At 59.1% G+C, this 5,200-nt stretch carries 3 protein-coding genes, 1 tRNA gene and 1 pseudogene; 1 reads left to right on the forward strand and 4 read right to left on the reverse strand.

The window, feature by feature from the left end; all coding sequences use genetic code 11:
* Nucleotides 1–636, forward strand: a pseudogene (locus VZP09_RS22730) (IS3-like element ISKpn1 family transposase); the annotation flags it as partial.
* 413 nt (nt 637–1,049) lie between these two features.
* Here the strand turns inward: VZP09_RS22730 and VZP09_RS22735 are convergent.
* The 4 genes from VZP09_RS22735 to VZP09_RS22750 all read right to left on the reverse strand — a co-directional run.
* Nucleotides 1,050–1,125, reverse strand: a tRNA-Phe gene (locus VZP09_RS22735).
* A gap of 115 nt (nt 1,126–1,240) precedes the next feature.
* A complete protein-coding gene (locus tag VZP09_RS22740) occupies nt 1,241–3,328 on the reverse strand; it encodes a DUF1176 domain-containing protein (protein ID WP_020325135.1) in 2,088 nt (695 codons plus the stop codon).
* A gap of 67 nt (nt 3,329–3,395) precedes the next feature.
* Nucleotides 3,396–3,971 carry a transcriptional regulator gene (locus VZP09_RS22745; protein ID WP_004218175.1) on the reverse strand — a complete coding sequence of 192 codons (576 nt, stop codon included), beginning with the start codon at nt 3,969–3,971 and terminating at the stop codon, nt 3,396–3,398.
* 35 nt (nt 3,972–4,006) lie between these two features.
* The coding region (locus tag VZP09_RS22750) for a protein-disulfide reductase DsbD (RefSeq protein ID WP_328795423.1) at nt 4,007–5,200 on the reverse strand (1,194 nt) is incomplete at its 5' end.

Raw genomic sequence — 5,200 nt, forward strand, 5'->3', positions numbered from 1 at the left:
CTGCGGATAAACCATAAAACAGTGCAGCGGCTGATGGCAGAACTGTCACTCCGGTCTGTGATAAGGGCGAAAAAATATCGTGCCTGGAAAGGGAGAACGGGCGAGGCCGCGCCCAATATCCTGAGCCGGAACTTCGGTGCGTCAAAAGCCAACGAAAAATGGGTAACAGATGTGACAGAGTTCCCGGTACAGGGAAAAAAGCTTTACCTGTCGTCAGTTCTCGATCTGTTTAACCGGGAGGTTATCGCCTACAGCCTGTCGGAAAGGCCGGTGATGGAGATGGTGAATACGATGCTGGACGGTGCGTTCCCGAAGCTCAGACCGGGAGATGCTCCGCTGCTGCACTCGGATCAGGGCTGGCATTACAGGATGAGGAGCTATCAGGAACGTTTAAAGGCGCATGGGATGACGCAGAGTATGTCGCGTAAAGGAAACTGCCTGGATAATGCAGTGATGGAAAACTTCTTCGGGACCCTGAAATCGGAGTGTTTTTATCTGAGGGAGTTCAGGAGTGTCAGTGCGCTAAGAAAAGCCGTAGAGGACTATATCCATTACTACAACAACGAGCGGATAAGCCTGAAATTAAAAGGCCTGAGTCCGGTAGAGTACCGAACCCAGGCTCTGAGAGCCGCTTAATATGAACCATCCAACTTTATGGGGTCAGTCCAGCAGCGCCGCCGGGCGATACACATCAGACACCGTACCCGCGGTTGTGCCGGATGGCGGCATAAATGCCTTATCCGGCCTACGAGTCCTCTGCTGGTTCAAACAGCGTAGGCCCGCGCAAGCGCAGCGCCGCCGGGCAGCGGGTGATAGAACGGAGTTCGATGAAGAGTCCGGATGCAGAAAAGCAAAAACCCGCCTTTTNGGCGGGTTCTTTAAATAGTGGTGCCCGGACTCGGACTAACGCCGCAGGCGTTGAACAGCGCGCNTGNCGCGCTGGCCCCGAAGGGGTGAGCCGCTGTGCGGCGAATAATCGAACGGAGTTCGATGAAGAGTCCGGATGCAGAAAAGCAAAAACCCGCCTTTTNGGCGGGTTCTTTAAATAGTGGTGCCCGGACTCGGAATCGAACCAAGGACACGGGGATTTTCAATCCCCTGCTCTACCGACTGAGCTATCCGGGCAACGGGGCGCATTAAACCGTAATCCGCCCACCCCGTCAACCAAATTTCTTAAATTACTTATCGATTGCTTATCTTTGCGGCAATTCTGCGTTCAAAGGCGCGTTTTGGCTTAACTTCACTGCATGCCGTTATCGCCCTCGCGGGTTTTCCAGCCGCTGGTAATGGCGATAACGTGGCGTAGTCCGGAGATGAGATAATCGCCAATGACCTCCTCGTCCTCACGCGGCGAGCTCAGGGTAATTTCCGCATCCACGCCGTGGCGATAGGCGCCATGATGGCTGAAAATGGTGCCGATATAACACTTCCCGTTCAGCCAGACCGGAATATAGGCCACCGTCTCATAGATATAGTTAACGGCGACGCCGCTGTAGTAGTTATCCGCCTCGTCAGCGGAGGTGCCCGGCGGGATGGGGCAGATCGGCGCGTCGTTGTCGCTGGCGGGTCTGTCTTTCAGCAGGCTGCCCTGCATTACCTCCAGCGAGCGCAGCAGGTCCGCTTTATCGCCGTCGCTCAGGCTGGGGGTCAGCGGCTGGTCTTTCTCCGGGGAGCGGATGCTGTTCAGCGTATAGCGATAGCGAACCGTCACCGCGGGCGTCTGGCTGGTGGTGCTGAACGGGCGTAGCAGGTAGAGGTTATCTTCGCCAAACTGGCCATTGTACCACAGGGCATACACCTGGCCGTTGATTTTGACCCAGTGGTTCCACTGGTTAGCCCCGCGGCCATTAATGGAAAAGAGAGCGCCGGGCACCCCGGCATCGAAATCATCACCATTATCACTGTCGCTGCCGTTGACGGCGGCAAAATCATCATCACCTCGCTTGAGCACCCCGGTGTAGCTGAAGAGCCCGGTGCCGCCCACGTAGCTGTCGATGATCAGGTCGCGTTTGCCGTCGCCGTCGAGGTCGATAAGGGTAAAGCTGACTTTGCCGTTTTCTGAATCCGCGCTAATCGAGGAGCGCAGAAACGCCTGCCACTCATCATCGCTGATATCCGGGGACGGTTTACTGGTCGTGATCAGCGTATCGTCGGCGTAAGTGAGCGTGAAGTCGGTAATATGGCCGGTTAACGGAAACTGCTCGGCGACCTTATTCAGCGACAATTCTGGATCGCTTTTTTGCGCTTTCAACACTGCGTTATACAACGTGCGCAGAGCCAGGTTATCCGCCTCTTTCTGCTGCCTGGGGATCACCTGGCTGACAAAGGTCGGCAGCATCCAGGTGCCACCCGGGGTGATTTCCCGACACATACCGGTGCTGTACTTCAGGCTCGGGGTAAAGGTTTTACCATCCCAAACGCGCGTCTCGCCGGTGACGCAGTCGGCCATGCCCCGTTCTTTGTGCAAAAAGACGATAGCGCCGTCGGCGTAGCTGGAGGCTTCGGTAGTGAGCAGCCGCGGTTTGCTCAACTGGGCGTTATCGACCAGCCACAGGGCGTAACCGTCGTTATAGGGCGCTCGCCAGCAGAGCGCCTGCGCCAGAGAATGGGTTTTATCCAGCGCGGTCAGCGTGATCTGGCGATCTGCCGCCGGAATGGCCTGATTCTGCCAGTCGTCGCAGCGCTGGTTCAGCAGCGGCGTCAGGATGGGCAGCAGTTTCTGGCGCTGAAGCATACTCAACGGCACTGGCTGCGCGTTATGGAGAACCGGGGCGGCGATAATTTCCGGGGCGGGAGTGGCTGGCAAAATGGCATCGTCGCCGGCATCGCCTTTATCCAGCAGCGCATCGGCGGTGCCGGTGCGTCGCTGAAACGCATCCATTTTACCCAGCACCTCGCGGCTGCCGGCGCTGGAAAGCGGCAGGTGCTGGCCGTTAAGGGTGAATTCGATTTTGCGCTGATTCGTTAACGCCTGTAGCAGGGCGGTGGTCTGATCGCTGTCGAGGCGAAAGTGGCTGTCGTCGAGAGCGTCCAGCGCGCCAAAATCCCGGTCGTCGATCAGCAGGCTGGCGGTGGAGTCGGCGGGGATATCGTGCTCGATTTGCGCAAAGGTTACCGTGGCGGTGAGGTGCTGTTCGCTGCCCGCGTTGCGGGTCAACAGCACGCTGACCTCACCCATGCGGACGCCGTAACCCGCCGCCCGGCAGGCGCCGGTATTATCGCAGGCGAGCTCCCAGTCTTTTTGTGCAAAGGAAAAACCTTGCAGGGGAGCCGCCAGCAGGGGCGTAGAGCAGAGGCCCAGCCAGGCAGCCCAGAAGAACGCGCGCATATCAATCCCTGTCAGCAATCAGTGAGGGGGAAATTATAGGCGCGACGTGGCGGTTAGGATATCAGAATTAGGTCAAGGCGCCGCCCATACGGCACTGGGCGAAGCGTAGAATATCTTCAGCCAGCCGCCGGGCGGTATCCACATCCGTCTGGCTACGTTTGACCAGCAGACGGCTCAGACAGCCCTCGACAATCAGCTCCATCTGCTTGGCGACCATTTCCGGGTCATCCACCTCCAGCTGAGTCAGCAGCTCGTGAGTGTAGGCCAGCGAAGCCTGCTTCTGCTGTTCCGCCAGCTGGTGAATGGGGTGCTGAGGATCCGGGTAGAAGGTGCAGGCGGCGATAAACAGGCAGCCCGGGTACCGCTGGTTGCTTACGCAGGTGGTGAGTGCGGCATAGCGTGCCAGCAGCTTTTGCTCTGCGCTTAAGGTCTCGTCCAGCAGGAGCTGACGACGCCAGGCATCCACCTGCTGGCTCAGATAGCGAAGCGCGTCGTACAGCAGCGCTTCGCGGTCAGGCCAGAAGCGTTTCAGGTCGCTCGTCGGGCAGGACACGCGCTCAGCGACCATCTCCAGCGACGTGTTGGCGATACCTTCAATTTCAAGAATCTTAATGGCTTCTGCCAGGACGTCTTCACGTAGCACGGTGTTCTCCTCCATCTTTCCTCCTAAAGTGTCGCTCACGCTTGCCAATCGCGCAAATGGGCGCTGAATGCCGCGGCATCCATAAAGCCGGTGACTCGCCGCTCAGGCTGTTCCTGACCCTCAGCGTTGAAGAACAGGATCGTTGGCAGACCCAGCACCTGCAGGTGTTTCAGCAGCGCGACGTCTTGCGGGCTGTTCTTCGTCACATCAACCTGTAATAACACGGAGCCTTTCAGCGCCTGCTGCACGTCAGGTGAACTAAAGGTGTATTTTTCAAACTCTTTGCAGGCCACGCACCAGTCGGCGTAAAGATCGAGCATCACCGGTTGACCTTTCGCCTGCGCCAGCGCCTGGTCAAGCTCGGCCACCGAGCTGACGCGGGTGAAAGCCAGGTGCGCCTGCTGCTCGGCCGCCGTGGCGCCAAACGCCCAGTCCTGCAGAGGCCGCGCGCTGACCAGCGCGGCGGCAAGCAGAATGATCTGTACCAGCCGCATCCACGGCCGGGTAGCGCCCAGAGAGGTGATAAACGCCCAGCTGAAGAAGGCGACACCGAGCATTGACCACAGCCGTAACCCCCACTGGTCGCCGAGTATGCGTTCCAGCAGGAAGACGGGCAGGGCAAGGATCACAAACCCGAAGGCGGTTTTCACATGGCTCATCCACGGGCCGCTTTTCGGCAACAGGCGATTGCCAAACACGGTCACAAGGATCAACGGCAGACCCATGCCCAGCGCGTAAAGGTACAGCGTGCCGCCGCCCAGCCACAGATTACCGCTCTGGGCGATATACAACAGAATGGCGCTTAGCGGCGCGGTGGTGCAGGGGGAGCAGATCAGCCCGGCAATAGCGCCCATCGCAAAGACCCCGCCGGGCGAGCCGCCCTGGCGCTTATTGCTGAGCAGCGTCAGCCGGGTCTGCAGCGACGACGGCAGCTGCAGCGTGAACAGGCCGAACATGGAGAGCGCCAGCAGTATAAACACCGCCGACAGGCCGACCAAGACATACGGGTGCTGCAGGGCCGCCTGGAACTGCAGCCCGGCGGCGGCTACCACCAGCCCCAGCGCGGTATAGGTCAGGGCCATCCCCTGGACGTAAATAAAGGCCAGCAGCAGGGCGCGCGCGGTGGAAAGCCGCTGTTTTCCGCCCAGCACGATGCCCGAAATCAGCGGGTACATCGGCAGCACGCAGGGGGTGAAGGCGATACCAATGCCAATCAGCAGCGCCCACAG

This window comes from Klebsiella sp. EMBS2024 (genome assembly GCF_036233805.1).
GTDB lineage: Bacteria > Pseudomonadota > Gammaproteobacteria > Enterobacterales > Enterobacteriaceae > Klebsiella > Klebsiella pneumoniae.

Coding starts and splice junctions, on each gene's coding strand:
- VZP09_RS22740 (WP_020325135.1), bottom strand. CDS start 3,328: ATGCGCGCGTTCTTCTGGGCTGCCTGGCTGGGCCTCTGCTCTACGCCC.